The following is a 17,609-nucleotide window of genomic DNA, read 5'->3' as shown; positions in this document are numbered from 1 at the left end:
CAGGATAAATGATTATTGTGCCAATGGGTTGTTCAGTGTTTCCTTTTGTGGCAAAGGATAGAAGCTCTTATCTGCCGAGAACTGGCGTTTGGCTGCCTGCATCTGCTGCACCAGCAATCCCCAGCGACGCAGGTCATAAAACCGGCTGCCTTCGAGGGTAAACTCCATTACGCGTTCATGTATCAGCTGATCGAAGATGGCTTGTTTGCCACTTAACGCCAATGCCGGCATACCAGCGCGGGCCCGTACCTCGTTGATCTGAGTCACGGCCTTACCTGGTTCTCCTGCTTCATTCTGTGCTTCTGCATACAACAGTTTCACATCTGCCAAACGCATCAACGGTACGTTGATGGCTACGGCATTACCCAGCTGATTTAACTTAGCAGGTATCCATTTGCGGAAAGCGATGGCGTTCTTATTGTTCTTGAATACGCTATCGAACACCTTTCCGTATACACGCGGATTAGTAGCTTCATTGAAATAAGGATCTTTAAAAAAGATGGTATTATACAAGCGGTGGTCGTAACGCTTGTCCGTAGCCACTTCTCCTTCTTTCTTCATTTCCGTCACCAGGCGCGGCGTACCATAGATTTCTCCGTAACCACCCAGTTCGTAGGCTGCTACCCAGTCGCTCAACTGCGATTTGAAGTAGGCGCCGTTGGACTGATCCATGGTTTGCTGCAGTTCAAATACCGACTCTTTCGAATTACTCGTAGAACCGTCGAACAAACCGAGGTAGTTTTCTACCAGGCCGTATTCATTGGACAGGATTACTTTTTCGAGCCAGGCCGCTGCTTCGGTAAACAACGCCTTGCTATTCGCTTTTTCTTCTCCGGCACGATACATCAGGGCTTTACCCAGGTAAGCCTGCGCTGCGCCTTTGGTGATACGTCCCAATTCTGATGCCGGTCTTTTACTGCGCAATGGTAATACCGGTTCTGCTGCGCGCAGATCTGCCAGGATAAAGTCCCATACTTCCGCACGGGTAGCGGGTGCTTTAGGCAGGTCTGTTTCCTGCTGGGGTACTTTATCGCGGATGATTACCTTTTCAAAGTTGGTCAGCAGCTTAAAGTTGTAATAGGCACGCAGAAAATGAGCTTCCGCCAGGATGGCGTTTTTGCTGGAGTCATCAATCTGCGCCGGTGTCATGATGCTTACATTTTCCAACACCTGATTACTGAAGTTAATCCCCCGGTAATTATCACGCCATAATAGCTCAATGGCATAATTGCTGGCGTCGTAGTTGAAATTGTAAATCTGCATCCACCAGGCATAGTTATAGGCATCGGTGCCTGGCTGTGCAAAGTCTTCGCGGTAAAAATCCCGGCAGGAACGGGCTTCCACATAGTTGTCCCAGTCTACGAAACTTTCCAGCTGGGAATAGGCGGCGGCAAGACCTGTCAATGCACGCTCCTTATTGGTCCAGAAGTTATCGGACGTCAGTTTGTCCGGCGAATTCTGTTCCAGTAATTCCTTTTTACAGCCGGTGCCGGCACATAACGAGAAAAATAAAAACGAAGTATATAACCAAGATTTTTTCATAACCATTTTTTTGAATAGTAAATACGCTTAGAATTCCAGCTGCAGGCCGGCCATAAACACTTTATTCTGTGGATACATCCATAAGTCCAGGCCGGTGTTCAATACTTCCGCGCGACCTACTTCCGGATCCATACCGGAATACTTTGTGAAGGTGAGCAGGTTCTGTGCGCTGGCGTAGATCCTCAACCGGTTGATGCTGGCTCTTTGCAGTAAATGTGGCGCAAAGGCATAGCCCAGCTGCAGGGTTTTCAGGCGCAGGTAATCGCCTTTTTCCAGGAAGCGGGTAGATTCGCGGGTATTACCATTCGGATCACCCAATACCGCACGTGGTACGTCTGTATTGCGATTGTCTGGTGTCCAGGCACGCAGGGTACTTACATCAAAGTTGCGGCCTGCATCCATGCCCTGTTGTTCGTATTTATTACCATTATAGATTTTGTTGCCGGCAACACCTTGCCAGAATAACTGGAGGTCGAAACCTTTGTAGCTGAAATTCATATTCAGGCCATATTCGAGTTTAGGGAACCCGCTGCCTTTATAGGTTTTATCCTTAGCATTGATAATACCATCTCCATTGCTGTCTATAAAACGGATATCTCCTGCTTTGGCATCCGGCTGGTAAGCAACACCATTCGCATTTTTATAGTTGGCAGCTTCTTCGTCAGACTGGAAAATGCCATCTGCTGTATAGAGATAGAAAGCACCTATTTCTGTACCTACCATGGTGGTATTAGGAATGGGGCCGCTGCCGTATTTCAATCCAACACCGTTTATTTTTTGTCCTTCGTTGGCCAGTGCCAGCACCTTATTTTTCACCTGACTAACGGTACCGGTTACACTATAATTAAAATCTTTATGATGATCGCTATAGGTTAATTCCAGTTCCCAGCCTTTATTACTGATACGGCCTACGTTCATCACCGGATTATTTAATCCGGCACTTGGCGCCAGTTCTTTCCGGATCAGCAGATCATTGGTTACGTTGTTAAAATAGTTAAAGGAACCGGTGAGGTTTTTCAACACACCAAAGTCGATCCCGATATTTTTAGATACACTTGTTTCCCAGCGCAGGTCTTTATTTTTCAGTTCCCATGCAGCACCACCGGGCCATACGGTACCACCGCCCTGTACGGAGCCACCACCCATATAGTTATAGATATCAATCAATGCCTGGTGATCGTACTCTTTCAGGGAAATTTCATTACCTAACTCACCATAGCTGGCACGTACTTTCAGTAAATCCAGCCAGGTAAAGCGCTGCATAAAGCTTTCGCTGTGCATATTCCAGCCTACGGATGCAGAAGGGAATACACCATAGCGGCGGTTTTCACCGAATTTGGAAGAACCGTCGCGGCGTACCGACAATTGCACCAGGTATTTGTTATCGTAGGAATAGTTAACACGGCCCAGTGTAGACAGGCGGTTGTATTGCGGCCGGGAGCCGGTAGCATTGAACAAACCTCCTTTAGCACCGTCCATGGTGGTAAAATTAGGATCCAGGAAACCACCCGGTACTTCGGAAATATCTACTTGTCCGTTCTTTACTGTGTATACATTGGATTTTCCGTCTGCAATGGTAATTACCCGGTTACGGATAATTTCCTGTGCAGTATAACCCGCCAGCAGGTTGAGGCTATGTTTACCAAAACTCCGGTCGTAGTACAACAGGTTTTCCATCAGGCGTTCACGTCTGTTGGTACGGCCGTCTGTTAAACGGGCGAAAGGTTGTACCGGATCATTCTGATTGGCACGGTATGGCGGATGATAAGCGTAATCAAAGCTGTTGCTGTTGGCCAGACTCAGGTTGGTCACGAACTTCATGCCTTTGATCAGCTGTACCGACATCCGGGCATTCCCGCTGAAATACTGTGTTTTGTTGTAGTTGTCGTTATAAAAACTAGCGCCTACCGGATTCTGAAACTTAGGCAATTCATTGATCTGCAGGGCGTATCCGTACTTCTCTTTGCTATCATACACCGGTAACAAAGGTGATTGGAAATAAGCATCTTTCAGGCTGAAACGCATTTCGCGGAGCTGTGTTTCTGCATATACCAGGTTGGTTTCTATCGTGAGGCGGCCTTTTTTATATTCGTTCCGGGCACGTAATGATTTCTTGCGGAAATCAGTACCGATCATGGTACCTATTTCTTTGGTGATATTACCACTCAGGCCATAGTTAAAATACTCGCCGCCGCCAGTTACGTTCAGGCTGTAGTTTTCTGCACTTCCCTGCTGTGTTACCTCGTCGCGCCAGTTGGTGTTGGCTGTAACCGGTTGCGTTAAATAAGCCGGTTTTTCAGAAGGATCTATGTCTGGTGCATTATCGTACATCATGCGGTGTACTTTCAGGTATCCTTCTCCATCGAGCAGGTGCATTTTGCCTACGGGATTCACCACGCTGTAATAGCTGTTGAACTCCATTTTAGGTGCGCCTTTTTTCCCTTTTTTGGTAGTAACCAGGATAACACCGTTGGCACTCTGGGAACCGTAGATAGAAGCTGCCGCCCCATCTTTCAGCACTTCAATGGAAGCAATGTCATTATTATTCAGGTAATAAGGATCACCCGGTACCCCGTCTATCACAAACAAAGGCTGATGTTCTCCAAAAGTGCTGACACCTCTTAATTTGATATCTGCCATCGCACCTGGTGCGCCACCTGAGTTTACGACTGTTAAACCCGCTACCCTACCTTGCAGGGCATTTACCGGGTTGTTGCTGGGTACATTCGCAATTTCACTACCTTTTACAGAGGTAATGGCACTGCTGACATTCCGTTTGCTTTGTGTGCCATAACCTACTACCACTACCTGATCCAGTACTTTGGTAGATGTTTCCAGCGTAACAGACAACACGGATTGTCCGTTCACGGCTACTTCCTGGCTATTGAAGCCAATGAAGGAGATTTCGAGTATGGCATCTTTCGGCAGGTCTGTAAACCGGAAAGCACCGGAGGCATCTGTAAGTACGCCTTTGGTGCTACCTTTTACTTTCACGCTTACACCTGGCAATTTTTCACCGGTGGCAGATTGTATCACACCGGTTACCGGTTTTTCCTGTTGTGGTGCTGCCGGCTGCTGTGTTGTAACGATGGCCGATGGTACCTTTACCAGGATGATTTCATCTGTAATTTTAAACTGTAACGTAGTAATGTGGCTGATTTCCTGTAACAGGGTTTCCACGGTACGTTCTTTTTTGTCGATGGTGAGTGGTTTTAATTGTTCCAGGTCATCCAGGTTGTAAGAAAATTTCAGCCGGGTATTTTTTTCCAGGTATTGTAATACCTGCAATACTTTGGTTTGTCTGAAACCTACGTCGATTTTATCTTTCAACCCTTCTGCCACCTGCACCCAGCTTAACAAAAGGAATGATAAGAGCACGGCGAAGCATGCCCCCATAAGGGATATTCTTTTCATAACGGTTGATTTAACTTTACCTAATGTTTGGTTGATTGTATATACAGTGTGTCATTTTTTTCCGTGGTTGAAAGTCCGTTTACAAAACAGATGGCTGTTAATACTTCCTGCAGTGTTTTGTTGGTGAAGGTGCCGTTAAACCGTATGGGCTTATATTTCCCCGGTTGCACCACTACTTTTACGCCATACCAGTACTCCAGTGTATGTGCTACTTCGGCCAGCGTAGCTTTATCAAAAGACAACCGGCCGCTACGCCAGGCTGTTTCCCTGTTTATATCAAAAGTGTGTTTATCAAATGCAGCGCCTTCTTTACGGGTCGTTATCTGTTCGCCCGGCAATAATAACATACTGTCGCCCGCCTGTGCCACCTGTACGCGGCCATTCAGCAGCGATACGGCCATCGTGGTATCAAAGGTGTAAGCCCGGACTTTAAAGGCCGTTCCCAGTGCCTGTATATGCAGGTTACCGGAGGATACAATAAATGGCTGGCCTGCGGCCGCGGCTACCTCAAACAGTGCTTCCCCATTCAGTTCCAGCTGACGTTGTCCGGCATTATAAGTAGCAGGAACTTTCAGGGTGCTGCGGGCGTTCAGTAAAACGGCTGAACCATCCGGCAGCTGAATGTGCCGGCGCATGCTGTCGCCTGCCTGGTATATGGTATAGGCAGCAGCTATGGGACGGGGAGCATGACGCAGGAAAAAACTACCTGCCGCCGCGCCCAGCAGCAGGGTAACCGCAGCGGCTATACGCAATAATCGTTTCCGGTTGCGGGTACGTGGTATAGGGATAATGGGAGTAAGATTGTTTTCGGTGGCAATAGCCGTTTGTAATTCGAGGAAAGCGGCTGTTTTTTCTTCGGGTGTAAGACGGAGATTCAGCTTAAACAACCAGCTTTGTGCTTTGGCTGCTTCGGCCTGTTTATGCGGATGTTTATTCAGCCAGCTTTCCCAGAACTGTACATCAGCATCGTTCGTGCGTAAACAATAACGCACAAAGGAATCGTTTAAAATAAAATCTTCTGCCTTATACTGCTGTAAGTCCATACCGGCCATTTTTAATAAAGAGGCCGGGGTGTCTGTTCTTTTACCAAATTTTTCAGGAATTTTTTTCCATATCTACCAAAAGCAGTAGCAGCGCAATGAAAGAGGCATCTGTATATACTTCCCGGATACGTACCAGGGCATTGTGAATGGTATTGTAAATAGTACGCGGAGTAGCCGCTGTTTTAGCGGCTATCTCTTCTATACTTAAATTATCATAAAACCGCAGGCGGATAAATTCTTTCTGTCGCCAGGTGAGCAGGTCCAGCATACGTTCCAGCTTTTGCTTCACCTGCTGATCCGTTTCCTGCCGGATCAGTATTTCCTCGTACGGCCGCTCCTCCGGCTCTATAAAGAGCAGGCTGTCTTCCTGGCTGGCTGTCTTGTTGTGTTTACTGAGAATTTTATACAACCGGCGTTTAAAACAGATAAAAAGATATCCGTTGATGTTATCCGGCATTTCCAGCTGCTGTCTTTTCCGCCAGATCTCCACAAACACATCGTTGATGGCTTCTTTGACCATAGCCTTATCCAGCACTACCGACACACCGTAATGGTACAGGTTATCATACACCTCGTGGTATATTTTATACAAACCCTGTTCATTATCCTGTTGCATCTCGTGCCAGAAAACGGCATAGTCTTTTTCTTCACGGGCACCATATTCTGCGGAACATTTTGCTTTTAGCATCTGGCTTACTGTTATCAGTGATTGGTTGATTTACATCATTATTTCTTATACATGCACAGGTGAATTCATAGGTGTAGTCACTTATAAGAAACGGCTAGTAGCCCAATACCAACAGCTAATAACCTCAACGAAACCGTGCCGGGGAGAAAGCTTTCAAACTCACGCTGGTAGGCTGTTGACCGGCCAGTTGCGCCAGCAACTTTCCGGTAGCAGGTCCCAGACTTAATCCCATCATTGCATGTCCTCCGGCGAGCAGCAAATTACTATATTGTTGCGAATATCCGATAAAAGGTAATCCGTCGGGAGAGCAAGGTCTGCATCCACTCCATACTGCTTCCTTTTCCGGCATGGTTACCGGCAGGTTCGGAAAATATTGCTGTACAGAATCAACGATACCCGCTACCCGGTTCATATTGATGCGATCATTGACGGCGGCCACTTCCATGGTACCACCATAACGCAGCTGCTGCCGCATAGGTGTAAGGGCTACCCTGGCTTCACATAAAATGGCCGGAATATTTAAATTTAATTTCGGTGCATCCAGCGTTACAGAATATCCTTTCCCTGGCATCATAGGAATACGGATGCCGGCCAGCTGCGCTACTTCCGGTGTCCAGGAACCTGCTGCCAGCACAAAGAGATCCGACTCATAGGCTGTTGTACCGGCCATCACGGTTTTTATTTTTCCCTGTGCCGTTTTAATACCTGTTACTTTTGTATTTGGCAGAAACTGTACGCCTTTTCTTTGCAGGTGTGTAATCAGTTGCGGCATCAGTTCATGCGGGCTCAGGTGAGCGTCACATCGGTAATGCACACCGCCCAGTACATCCATCTCTATTTGTGGTTCCAGTGCCTGTAAGTCTGCCCGGTTCAATACCGCAGCATCCAGCCCCATAGCGGCGGCCTTTTCCGCAAGATGGGCCTCTTCTTCCCCAACGGCAGCTGTTTTGTAATACATGATAATGCCCTTACGTTCCAATCCGAAACCAAAGCCCGGCTGTTTCGCCAGCTGTTCATACAGATGGCGGCTGAGGAGGTTGAGATCCCGCAAGGGCACCGCTGATGCGGCCACGTGTGCAGCATTGGCATTTTTGATAAACTGCAGGCCCCAGCTTATTAGCTGTCTGTTCAATGCTGGTTTTACATAAAAAGGACTCCTGCCGTTGAACATCCAGCGAATGCCCTGTGAAATAATACCCGGCGCAGCCAGCGGCACAAAATGACTGGGCACAATCATGCCCATGTTGCCATAGGAACAGTTCTGCCGGAAATCACCGGTATCCATAACCGTTACCTTCCACCCGCTTTCCTGCAGGTAGTAGGCTGCACAAAGACCAATAATACCGCCTCCTATAATGGTTGTATTCATTTTACAATTACGAATGATGAATAGTACGGAAATAGTTTCCGTTGATTTATATTACCTGAAACCCGTGTACATATGGATCGGCATCGTCCAGCAGAATCGTATTGTATCCTGTTACCATTGCCCAACCTTCGATACCCGGTACAATAGCGGGTTTGCCGGCGACAGTAGCCGTTGCTTCTATCGTGCCGGTAAAGGCAGAGCCAATGATACTTTCATGAATAAAACGATCGCCGGCTTTCAGTTTACCTTTCGCATACCACTGCGCCATCCTGGCGGAAGTGCCGGTACCACAGGGAGAGCGGTCGATGGCCTTATCGCCGTAAAACACGGCGTTGCGGGCCGTTGCCTCCGGATTCAGCGGGGTACCGGTCCATAAAATATGGCTCAGTCCTTTGATATGTTCATTTTCCGGATGTACGAAGGTGTAATTTTCGTTTAGCCGTTTACGTAATTCCCGGCTCCAGGTTACCAGTTGCCCGGCAGTATAGTGTTCCAGGCCAGGAAAATTTTCCTGCGGATCTACGATGGCGTAAAAATTGCCGCCATAGGAAACATCTACCTGCAGCGTACCCAGGTCCGGGCATTCTACAGATAGATTTTCTGCTGCCAGGAAGGATTTTACGTTTGTCAGTTTTACTGATTTCACTTTCTTACCTTCCTGTACGTAATTTATAAGCACCAGGCCAGCCGGTGTTTCCAACCTTAACTGACCTGGTATTTTGGGGGTAATAAGCCCTTGTTCAATTGCAATAGTGACGGTGCCGATGGTACCATGTCCGCACATCGGCAGGCAACCACTGGTTTCGATATATAATACACCTGTGTCATTGGCTTCATCAACGGGTGGATAGAGGATACTGCCACTCATCATATCGTGTCCTCTGGGTTCAAACATCAACCCTTTTCTGATCCAGTCATATTCTGCCAGAAAGTGCAGGCGTCTTTCCATCATGCTGTTTCCTTTCAGCACAGGACCGCCGCCGGCGACCAGCCTTACCGGATTACCACAGGTGTGGGCATCTATACAAAAAAAAGTTTTGGTGGACATCTGCTAAAAAATAAATAGTAAAACCTTATGGATGAACTGCGTCCTGAGTAAGTGTTCCTTTAATACGCCGCCAGATACCTAAAGGGTTGTGATCTTTCAATGCATCCGGCAACAGGTTCTGCGGCCAGTTCTGGAAACACAGGGGTCTGGCAAAACGATCTATCGCCGACGCCCCTACGGAGGTGCTGCGGATATCGGTTGTTGCCGGGAATGGGCCGCCATGATGCATGGCATAGCCTACTTCCACCCCGGTAGGCACCTGGTTGAAAATGATTCTGCCGGCTTTTTCCGCCAGCAGCGGTATCAACTGGCTGTAGGTATCCAGGTCTTCCTGCAATCCCATCACCGAGCCTGTGAGCTGGCCGTGCAAGGAGGTCAGTACCTCCACCAGTTCTGCTGTATCCTTACATACCACCAATAAGGAGGCAGGGCCGAATACTTCCTGTTGCAAGGCTGCCTGTTGCAAGAACCGGCTGCCGCTGACACGGTACAAGGCCGGTGAACCTTTGGTAGCCTCCAGTCCTGAATCACCGGCGAACAGGGTTTCTACCCCTTCTCCGCGGGCCAGCTGTTCCCGGTTTTCGTAATAGTGATAACAGATGCCCTGATTCAGCATGGTAGCTGCCGGCACTGTTGCCAGTTCTTGTTGCAGTCTATCGGCAAATGCTTCGGTGCCAGGACCTTCCAGCGCCAGCAATAGTCCGGGACTGGTACAAAACTGACCTACTCCCTGGGTAATGGACGCCGCATATTGCTGCGCCACCGTTGTGGCTTCGGCCGCCAGCTTACCTGGCAACAGCAGCACCGGATTGATGCTCCCCATTTCCGCATACACGGGAACAGGCTCCGGACGTTGGTTCACGGCATCGAAAATGGCCATACCGGCTTTATAGGAGCCGGTAAAGCCAATGGCTTTAATACCGGGGTGTTTCACCAGCTGCTGGCCCAGTGCGGCACCGGAACCTGTCAGACTGGAAAACACACCATCCGGCATACCGCACTGCTGCGCGGCTTTTTGTATGGCTCGGGCAATGAGTTCGTTGGTACCCAGGTGAGAGGCGTGCGCCTTTACAATCACCGGGTTGCCGGCTGCCAGGGCAGCGGCGGTATCTCCACCTGCGGTAGAGAAGGCGAGCGGGAAATTGCTGGCCGGGAATACCAGTACGGGCCCCAGGGGCACCAGCATTTTACGGATATCTGCTTTGGGCACAGGTGTTGTTGCCTGCGCCGGATCGATAACCGCCTGCACCCACGAACCTTCGCGCAGCACGGTGGCAAACAGCTGCAACTGAGCGATAGTACGACCACGTTCGCCGGTAATACGTGCCAGCGGCAGGCCGGATTCAGCTACCGCTCTCGCTGGCAGCAGATCCCCCATATTCATGATCTCCGTTGCAATAGCTTCCAGAAAGGTGGCCCGGTCTGCCGGCGTGGTATGCCGGTAGGTGCGGAAAGCGGTAGCCGCTTTTTCCACCGCCCTGTTTACTTCCGTGGCGGTTGCAATGGTAAATGTTTCCGCCAGCTGGGTATTACTCACGGGATCGTATGCACGTAATACTTCCAGCCCCGTAGCGGAGGTAGTATAACCTATAATATTTTCTCCTGTTATTTTCATCCTGGCAGATTTAAGTATTCGGGTAATGCCGGGCGTTTAGCCAGTGCATCCTGTATGATTTTAGTTACCCTGTCCAGTTCTGCTCCTGCCAGTTCCAGACGAGGTGCTCTCACCGTAGCACTGCCGATACCGGTAGCGGTAGCAGCCAGTTTGATATACTGTACCAGTTTAGCGTCGATATCCAGTTCGAGTAATGGCATAAACCAACGGTAGATGGCTACTGCTTCCGCAACACGGCCCGCTTTGGCCAACCGGAAAATAGCTACTGTTTCGCGGGGGAAAGCATCTACCAGACCAGCTACCCAACCCTGGGCGCCCATCAGCAGGCTTTCCAACGCCAGCGTATCTACGCCGGTTAAAATATGGAAGCGATCCCCGAAGCGGTTAATCATACGGGTAACGTTGGTAATATCGCGGGTGGATTCTTTCACTGCCTGTATATTCGGCGCTGCTGCCAGTGCTTCGAACATATCGAGGGTCACCAGTATTTTATAGTCTACCGGATTATTGTAGATCATTATCGGCAGGGAAGTATTATTGGCTACAGCCAGAAAATAGGCAACGGTTTCGGCATCATCTGCCTTATAGCGCATGGGGGGTAATAACATCAGACCGGAAGCACCGGCTTTCTCCGCTTCTTTAGCGTTGGCGATGGCCGCGGCAGTAGTTTGTTCCGCAATGTTCATGATCACCGGCAGCTTACCTTCCAGGCGGGCCACACTATGTCTTACCAGCGCGTACTTTTCTTCATTTAACAAACTGCTGGCTTCTCCCAGCGTACCGCCCAGGATAATACCACTTGCACCAGCGGATACCTGTGCAGCCAGGTTCCTGTCAAACATATCATAATCAATATGATCATCGCCTGTAAAAGGCGTCAGCAATGCGGGAAATACGCCTTGCCAGCTGAATTGTACCATTTTCCTCTCTGTTTTTATGTCAACAAAAATAGGCGGCCCTCCCCTATGCCATGCTACTGGAATTAATCAATTATGCACGGATTTTAACCTATAGGTACCCTTTTTGGGGTCCAGGTGTATTAATAATTAAGCAATAAGTGCCGGTAGCAGGTACGCCGGCTTTATCCCGTGGAATTCTTAATTCTTTCTGTAATTTTAGTTTGAATCTAAACCTAAGTCAAATTGAAACGAATCAGTATACTCACTTTTCTAGGCTCTCTCCTGCTGCAGGGATTACAAGCCCAGGACTCCACGGCTATAAAAGCCATCCATGCGGAGAGCTTTGCCGCCCGTATCCGGGTGCTGGCGTCTGATGCCTTTGAAGGCAGAAAACCCTTTACAAGAGGAGAAGACAGCACCATCCAATACCTGGCTGCTCAGTTTAAACAACTGGGATTAAAACCCGGCAACGGCAATAGTTATTTTCAGCAGGTACCCATGGTATCCATCGGTTCCCGGCCTGCCGGCAACCTGGTTATCAAAGGTGCAGGCGGGGAAGTATCGCTGCAATACCTGGATGATTTTGTAGCGGCGACCCGCCGGGTACAGGAACAGGTGCGCATTGATCAGTCGCCACTGGTATTTGCCGGCTACGGCATTGTGGCGCCGGAATATAACTGGAACGACTATGCCGGACTGGATGTAAAAGGTAAAACGGTGGTGGTACTCATCAATGATCCTGGTTTTTCCGACAGTACCCTGTTCAAAGGCCGCACCATGACCTATTACGGCCGGTGGACCTATAAATTTGAAGAAGCTTCCCGCCAGGGCGCTACCGGCGTGATCATCATCCACGAAACAGCGCCTGCCAGCTATCCCTGGAAAGTAGTACGCAGCGGCTGGTCTAATTCCAAACTGCACCTGCAGACACCAGACAACAACCAGCATCGTACCGCCCTGGAAGGCTGGATTACCCGGGATGCGGCCAACAAAATCTTTCAACTGGCCGGGGTGTCGCCAGACATCATGGAAAAGGCCCGGACCAAAGGTTTCCGGCCGGTAGACCTGCACCTGCAAACCTCCGTGGTGCTGAACAATACCATTAAAAAATCGACCTCCCACAACGTGCTGGCCATTTTACCAGGTGCACTCCGTCCGCAGGAATGCGTTGTATATTCAGCACATTGGGATCACTTTGGGATAGGCGAGCCCGTTAATGGCGACTCTATTTACAACGGCGCCGTAGACAATGCCAGTGGCACTGCCGGTTTACTGGAACTGGCCACTGCTTTCACCCGGCTGCCGCAAAAGCCCGCCCGTTCCGTACTGTTCCTCTCTGTCACCGGGGAAGAACAAGGCTTGCTGGGGTCCGAATATTATGCTGCGCATCCGGTATTCCGTCATGAAAAAACGGTAGCAGATATTAACCTGGATGTGATGAATACTTTTGGCCGGACCAAAGACATTACCGTTATCGGCTATGGCCAGTCTGAACTGGACGCCTATGCGCAACAGGCAGCGGCCAAACAAAACAGGATCGTTGTACCGGAGGCCAATCCGGAAGGTGGCTGGTTCTTCCGCTCCGACCATTTTAACTTTGCCAAAAAAGGCGTGCCTGGCCTGTATATCGGCCCGGGTACCCAGGTTACCGGTAAAGCTGCCGGCTGGGGAAAAGAACAGATTGCCACGTATAACCGTTTACGTTACCACTCCCCTAAAGACGAATTCGATCCGGCTACCTGGGTGATGGATGGTATGGTAGAAGATGTACGTTTATTATTTGAAGTAGGCTACCGGTTAAGCAATGAACAAAGTTTTCCCAAATGGAAACCTGGTTCAGAGTTTAAAATTTACCGGAAATAATTTTTTGTAAGATGGTTTTATTTGGATTGATAGCGATCGGATTGATTCTGTTTTTATATTTTAAAAACCTGTATATCCGCCGCCGGCTGAAGCGGTCAGCTGTGCCGGAAGAATACCGGGAGCTGTTGCAGACACATGTACGTTATTACCAGCAGCTGAGCGATACCGACAAGCTGCGCTTTCAGCAAATGGTACAACGTTTTTTGAAAAGAACACATATTGAAGGCGTAGGTACGCTGGTAGAACCGCTGGACCGTACATTGGTAGCCGCCAGTGCTATCATTCCCATCTTTGGATTCAAAGACTGGGAGTACTTTAATCTCACCAATGTGATCCTGTATCCGGATACGTTCAACGAAACATACCAGTTTGAAGGTAATCAGCGCAACATCCTGGGGATGGTAGGCAGTGGTGCTTTGCACGGGCAGATGATTCTTTCCCGCAATGCACTGCGGGAAGGTTTTGCCAATGTAACCGATAAAAGCAATACGGCCATTCATGAATTTGTACACCTGCTGGACAAAACCGATGGTGTTATTGACGGTATGCCTACCAAACTGATGGAGCACAGTTACAGTATTCCATGGATGCAGCTCGTACACAAAACCATTCAGCAGATGTATGAAGGACATACGGATATTAATCCCTACGGGGCTACCAGCCAGGCGGAGTTCTTTGCCGTCATCTCAGAATACTTCTTTGAGCGGCCCGATCTGCTGGCAGAAAATCATCCGGAATTGTATGAGATGCTCACTAAGATATTCCGGCAAAAGCCGATATGAGACAGCGATGCATCCGGCAACAATATAACTAAAAAAGACAGCAGCGATATGATACCGCTGCTGTCTTTTTTTTATCGTCTGCTGAAAAGATAATTAATAAGCTTCCTGTTCGTGCCAGATGCTGGCAGCGCCCAGTATGGCTGCTTTTTCGCCCAGTACGGCGGTTACTACCGGTACCTGCATCTGTTTAGCAGCCAGTTGTGCCGTTACTTCCGGCAGAAACAGTGCTGCTGCATTGGCAATGTTGCCCCCCAGCACTACTACTTCCGGTGATTCCGCTGCTACAAAATCTTCCAGGAAAGCAGCCAGATTCACGGCGAATTCATGGAATATTTTTGTAACCCTATCGTCAACGGCTATACGTTCTACCAGCGCCTTTACATCGGCTACTGTTTCACCACTGATTTCGTGGTAACGTTTCACAAACCACCGGGTAGACAAATAATCTTCTGCCATGCCATCCAGGAAAGGCGTACACCAGAGGTCTGCGTCTTTGGCCAACCCACCGTGATATACGGCAGATCCCAGGCCGGTACCCAGTGTGAGGCCTATTACATGCTGACGGCCGGCCGCTGCGCCACTGAAGGTTTCCCCTTGCAGGAAACAACCTGCATCATTGATAAAGCGGATATGGGTGGCATCCATACCCAGTTTGGCAGCCAGCAACGCTTTTACGTTCAGGCCATATAACGCATCATATTTGTGCTGGTCTTTCATGAGACTGATACCCTGCTCATAATCAAAGGGACCGGGCATACCGATGCCCATATACCGGGAGTCGGTGTTGGTGGCGGCAAATACCTCATTGATAACAGCTGCCCATTCGTCGATGATGTCTGCAGCACTCCCCTGCGAGTTAATACGTTTACGGTTCCACGAACCTTCTTTGATAGCTCTTGTTTCCAGATCTACCAGCGCCGCGGTGATATGCGATCCTCCTATATCAATTCCTAATGCCATGGAACTTCTCATAAATAGATTAAAAAGTGCTTACGCTAAATCGTTTTAGCCTCGACAAATATAAAGATTGTTTGGTTGATTACAGCATAATTAAATCGATTTAGCGCTAAAAATGCAGATAAAACTGCCTCAATATAACATGTTTTTCCAAAAATCAAAATGACGCCGGCAACTTTTCCTGTATAATTATCTTCCTAAATATATTTTGACAGATAAAAAATTATTATCACTTTTACACCGTAATTCATTACATCAAATGGACTCAGATCATTGCTCCGGCAACCAACTTACTACTTTTATCGCTACCAACTACAATACTTCTCCCCCCACTGCCTGAATACAGACATGTAATCTTTTTGCCTGACATCGCGGAACTTATCAGCATGCCTTGCTGTGCCTGTACCTGGCTGTCGGCCACCTAAACCACTCACATAAACAACAACACCCAAATGGAAAACACAGTTTTAAGATGGGCATTGCTCATTGGCGTGCCCCTGCTATGCCTCGTCCTGTACAAGGTTATTCTTCGTATATGCTTCGGCGTAGTCATTGTTCCTGAAGACCGTATTGGTCTGGTTACCAAAAAGTTTGTCCTGATGGGCAAACAGGAACTGCCGGAAGGCCGTATCATTGCTACCGGCGGAGAAGCCGGATTCCAGGGCCAGACCCTGGCGCCAGGCGTTTATTTCTGGAAATGGATGTGGCAATACAGCATTACCTTCCAGCCGTTCACCATCATCCCTACCGGTAAAATCGGACTGGTACTGGCGAAAGACGGTGCGGAACTGGAAACCGGCGCCATCCTGGCCCGGAAAGTACCTTGCGACTCCTTCCAGGACGCGGCCGCATTCCTGCAAAATGGCGGCAGAAAAGGCCGGCAGACAGGCATCATCACGCCCGGGTCTTATCGTATCAACACCTTCCTGTTTGAAATAGAAATTACCGACATGCTGTCCATCCCGGAAAATGCAGTAGGTATTGTTACCACTTTGGAAGGTAAGGCCATCGAAGCCGGCTCCATTGCCGGTAAAATCATTGATCAGCACAACAACTTCCAGGATGTGGATGCCTTCCTGCAGAAAGGCGGCTATAAAGGCTTGCAGGAACAGGTTATCCTGGCCGGCTCCTACTTTATCAACCCCTGGTTTGCCAAACTGGAAATGGTACGCATGACCGAAATCGCCATCGGCCATGTAGGCGTAGTCATCTCCTTCGTAGGTAACGACGGCGTAGACCTCAGCGGTGCAGAATTCAAACATGGTAACATTGTAGCCAAAGGCACCAAGGGCGTGTGGGCAGAACCATTAGGCCCAGGTAAATATCCGGTGAATCCCTATATCATGAAAGTAGAACTGGTACCTACCACCAACCTGGTACTGAACTGGGCCTCTGCCAGAAGTGAAGCCCACCAGCTGGATAAAAACCTGTCGACCATTACCGTGAGAAGCCGCGACGGTTTTACCTTTAACCTGGATGTGGCCCAGATCATCCACATCCCGACCACGGAAGCACCCAAAGTGATTGCGCGTTTCGGTAACATGAGCAACCTGGTTACGCAGGTGCTGGAACCTACCATCGGTAACTATTTCCGTAACTCCGCCCAGGGCTCAGATGTGATCAGCTTCCTGACCAGCCGTAAGGAAAGACAGAACTCTGCCAAGGAACACATCGGCCACGTACTGGATCAGTACAATGTATTTGGCGTAGATACCCTGATCGGGGACATTGTGCCGCCGGACAGTCTGATGAAAACCCTCACCGACCGTAAGATTGCGGAAGAGCAAAAGATCACCTACGATACCGAAAGGCTGGCGCAGGAAACCCGGCAAACGCTGGAAAAAGAAACCGCTATTGCAGAAATGCAACGGGAAATCGTGAAAGCCGATCAAGGTGTACTGATTGCCGAGAGAATTGCCGATGCGGCAGTTAAAAAAGCAACCGGTGATGCCAACAGCGTACGGTTACAAGCCAACGCAGAAAGTGAAAGAATGAAATTGCTGGCAGGTGGTGAAGCAGAAAAGGTACGGTTACTGGCCAAAGCAGAAGCAGAAAAAACCGAATGGATTGCCAAAGCAGATGCGGAAAAAATATCCCTCACCGGTAAGGCAGAAGCGGAAAAGATCCTGGCGATTGGTGAATCCAGTGCAGCGTCGTATAAACTGGCCGTGGAAGCAATGGGTGGCAACAACTTCACCCAACTGAAAATCATGGAATCCATCGGCGCCCAGCAGGTACGTATCATGCCGGACATCCTGATCGGCGGTGGAACTGATGGCCCGAACGGCCCTATCAGCGGGCTGCTGGGCTTAAAGATGCTGGAAGAACTAGCGAAGAAAAAAGAAGCATAACTGCTGATGGTTACGCGTGCAAAGGCCCTCGCAGGATG

Annotated in this window: 12 protein-coding genes; 3 read left to right on the top strand and 9 right to left on the bottom strand. The window is 49.0% G+C overall.

Going from position 1 to position 17,609, the window contains the following annotated elements; translation table 11 throughout:
• Positions 1-12: 12 nt before the first annotated feature.
• The 8 genes from OL444_RS14440 to OL444_RS14405 form a co-directional block, all read right to left on the bottom strand.
• Positions 13-1,542 (bottom strand): RagB/SusD family nutrient uptake outer membrane protein, encoded by a 1,530-nt coding sequence (locus OL444_RS14440; protein WP_264732320.1) that lies wholly within the window; start codon positions 1,540-1,542, stop codon positions 13-15.
• A 27-nt stretch (positions 1,543-1,569) separates the two neighbouring features.
• Positions 1,570-4,956, bottom strand: coding sequence for a SusC/RagA family TonB-linked outer membrane protein (locus OL444_RS14435; protein ID WP_264732321.1), 3,387 nt, complete (start codon positions 4,954-4,956; stop codon positions 1,570-1,572).
• Positions 4,957-4,976: 20 nt separating this feature from the next.
• Positions 4,977-5,999, bottom strand: coding sequence for a FecR family protein (locus OL444_RS14430; protein ID WP_264732323.1), 1,023 nt, complete (start codon positions 5,997-5,999; stop codon positions 4,977-4,979).
• Positions 6,000-6,051: 52 nt separating this feature from the next.
• Positions 6,052-6,687, bottom strand: coding sequence for an RNA polymerase sigma factor (locus OL444_RS14425; RefSeq protein WP_264732325.1), 636 nt, complete (start codon positions 6,685-6,687; stop codon positions 6,052-6,054).
• A 124-nt stretch (positions 6,688-6,811) separates the two neighbouring features.
• Complete coding sequence (locus OL444_RS14420) at positions 6,812-8,056, bottom strand: NAD(P)/FAD-dependent oxidoreductase (protein ID WP_264732327.1); 1,245 nt, start codon at positions 8,054-8,056, stop codon at positions 6,812-6,814.
• A gap of 46 nt (positions 8,057-8,102) precedes the next feature.
• A complete protein-coding gene (locus tag OL444_RS14415) occupies positions 8,103-9,104 on the bottom strand; it encodes a 4-hydroxyproline epimerase (protein WP_264732329.1) in 1,002 nt (333 codons plus the stop codon).
• 25 nt (positions 9,105-9,129) lie between these two features.
• Complete coding sequence (locus OL444_RS14410; RefSeq protein WP_264732331.1) at positions 9,130-10,719, bottom strand: aldehyde dehydrogenase (NADP(+)); 1,590 nt, start codon at positions 10,717-10,719, stop codon at positions 9,130-9,132.
• Positions 10,716-11,639: a dihydrodipicolinate synthase family protein gene (locus tag OL444_RS14405; RefSeq protein WP_264732334.1), complete on the bottom strand. Its 924-nt coding sequence runs from the start codon at positions 11,637-11,639 to the stop codon at positions 10,716-10,718. The genes OL444_RS14410 and OL444_RS14405 overlap by 4 nt, the downstream gene beginning before the upstream one ends.
• A 222-nt stretch (positions 11,640-11,861) precedes the next feature.
• On the opposite strand from OL444_RS14405, the gene OL444_RS14400 reads away from it, so the two are divergent.
• Positions 11,862-13,481: a M28 family metallopeptidase gene (locus OL444_RS14400; RefSeq protein WP_264732336.1), complete on the top strand. Its 1,620-nt coding sequence runs from the start codon at positions 11,862-11,864 to the stop codon at positions 13,479-13,481.
• An 11-nt stretch (positions 13,482-13,492) separates the two neighbouring features.
• Positions 13,493-14,263, top strand: a complete 771-nt coding sequence (locus tag OL444_RS14395) for a M90 family metallopeptidase (protein ID WP_264732339.1) — start codon at positions 13,493-13,495, stop codon at positions 14,261-14,263.
• Between the two features lie 93 nt (positions 14,264-14,356).
• On the opposite strand, the gene OL444_RS14390 is transcribed toward OL444_RS14395, so the two are convergent.
• Positions 14,357-15,235, bottom strand: coding sequence for an ROK family protein (locus OL444_RS14390; RefSeq protein ID WP_264732342.1), 879 nt, complete (start codon positions 15,233-15,235; stop codon positions 14,357-14,359).
• A gap of 437 nt (positions 15,236-15,672) precedes the next feature.
• Between OL444_RS14390 and OL444_RS14385 the strand changes: the two genes are divergently transcribed.
• The gene (locus OL444_RS14385; protein WP_264732345.1) at positions 15,673-17,571 is read left to right on the top strand and encodes an SPFH domain-containing protein; all 1,899 of its coding nucleotides are present in this window, start codon (positions 15,673-15,675) and stop codon (positions 17,569-17,571) included.
• The last annotated feature ends 38 nt before the right edge of the window (positions 17,572-17,609 follow it).

This window comes from Chitinophaga nivalis (assembly GCF_025989125.1).
Taxonomy (GTDB): Bacteria; Bacteroidota; Bacteroidia; order Chitinophagales; family Chitinophagaceae; genus Chitinophaga; species Chitinophaga nivalis.
This window is presented reverse-complemented; position numbering and strand designations above follow the sequence as displayed.

Excerpts from the sequence above, each read along its gene's own strand:
- OL444_RS14385 (WP_264732345.1), top strand. The coding sequence starts at position 15,673 with ATGGAAAACACAGTTTTAAGATGGGCATTGCTCATTGGCGTGCCCCTG.
- OL444_RS14405 (WP_264732334.1), bottom strand. The coding sequence starts at position 11,639 with ATGGTACAATTCAGCTGGCAAGGCGTATTTCCCGCATTGCTGACGCCT.
- OL444_RS14415 (WP_264732329.1), bottom strand. The coding sequence starts at position 9,104 with ATGTCCACCAAAACTTTTTTTTGTATAGATGCCCACACCTGTGGTAAT.
- OL444_RS14420 (WP_264732327.1), bottom strand. The coding sequence starts at position 8,056 with ATGAATACAACCATTATAGGAGGCGGTATTATTGGTCTTTGTGCAGCC.
- OL444_RS14435 (WP_264732321.1), bottom strand. The coding sequence starts at position 4,956 with ATGAAAAGAATATCCCTTATGGGGGCATGCTTCGCCGTGCTCTTATCA.
- OL444_RS14425 (WP_264732325.1), bottom strand. The coding sequence starts at position 6,687 with ATGCTAAAAGCAAAATGTTCCGCAGAATATGGTGCCCGTGAAGAAAAA.
- OL444_RS14395 (WP_264732339.1), top strand. The coding sequence starts at position 13,493 with ATGGTTTTATTTGGATTGATAGCGATCGGATTGATTCTGTTTTTATAT.
- OL444_RS14390 (WP_264732342.1), bottom strand. The coding sequence starts at position 15,235 with ATGAGAAGTTCCATGGCATTAGGAATTGATATAGGAGGATCGCATATC.
- OL444_RS14410 (WP_264732331.1), bottom strand. The coding sequence starts at position 10,719 with ATGAAAATAACAGGAGAAAATATTATAGGTTATACTACCTCCGCTACG.
- OL444_RS14430 (WP_264732323.1), bottom strand. The coding sequence starts at position 5,999 with ATGGACTTACAGCAGTATAAGGCAGAAGATTTTATTTTAAACGATTCC.
- OL444_RS14440 (WP_264732320.1), bottom strand. The coding sequence starts at position 1,542 with ATGAAAAAATCTTGGTTATATACTTCGTTTTTATTTTTCTCGTTATGT.